This is a genomic window from Yersinia thracica (genome assembly GCF_902170565.1).
Lineage (GTDB): Bacteria > Pseudomonadota > Gammaproteobacteria > Enterobacterales > Enterobacteriaceae > Yersinia > Yersinia thracica.
Genome location: NZ_CABHXX010000029.1, coordinates 1 through 705 on the forward strand (window position 1 = coordinate 1; position 705 = coordinate 705).

Genomic DNA, 705 nt, shown 5'->3' on the forward strand with positions numbered 1-705 from the left:
TCAATTATGGTCTAAAAATGAGCCACAGTTATGCTTTAAAAGTGCGCCACTTTAAGACCGGTTTTTGAACCTAAATGATTCATTACCTGTTTCAATAATGTCACAATGATGGACCAGTCGATCCAATAAGGCTGCCGTCATCTTTTCATCGGCAAATAGTTTTACCCATTCAGAAAACGCCAAATTAGTGGTGATCATAATGCTGGTATGTTCATGCAATTGACTGATTAAATGAAACAATAAAGCCCCTCCTTTTTGACTAAAGGGCAAATACCCCAACTCATCTAAAACAATTAAATCCAGCTTTGTCAGTTGATTGGTTAATTTAAATTGTTTACTTTCTTTGTCCAATTCCAGCTTATTGACCAAATCTAATACATTCCAGAAGCGAACTTTAAACCCATTGGTGGCCGCATTTATCCCTAAAGCCGTGGCTAAATGCGTTTTTCCTGTACCAGGACCACCAACAAATATAAGATTACGTTTTTCTCTGATGTAATCACAGTCATTCAGAAGTTCAATGCTGGGTTTATTTAATGGGCTTTGTTCAAACTCAAAGTCAGACAGTGTTTTATGCTGTGGGAACCTGGCTTGATTAATACGGTAGCCAATACTGCGGATATGTCTTTGTGTTTGCTCTGTGGTTAATAAATTTCCAATAATATCCATCGTAGAGCGCTTACGGCGTATACCATCAATAACTAC

At 37.6% G+C, this 705-nt stretch carries 1 protein-coding gene; it reads right to left on the reverse strand.

The window, feature by feature from the left end; genetic code table 11:
- Window positions 1–51: 51 nt before the first annotated feature.
- On the reverse strand, window positions 52–705 hold a 654-nt coding region (gene istB / locus FTA91_RS03535), incomplete at its 5' end, for an IS21-like element ISYen2A/ISYen2B family helper ATPase IstB (RefSeq protein WP_050116550.1).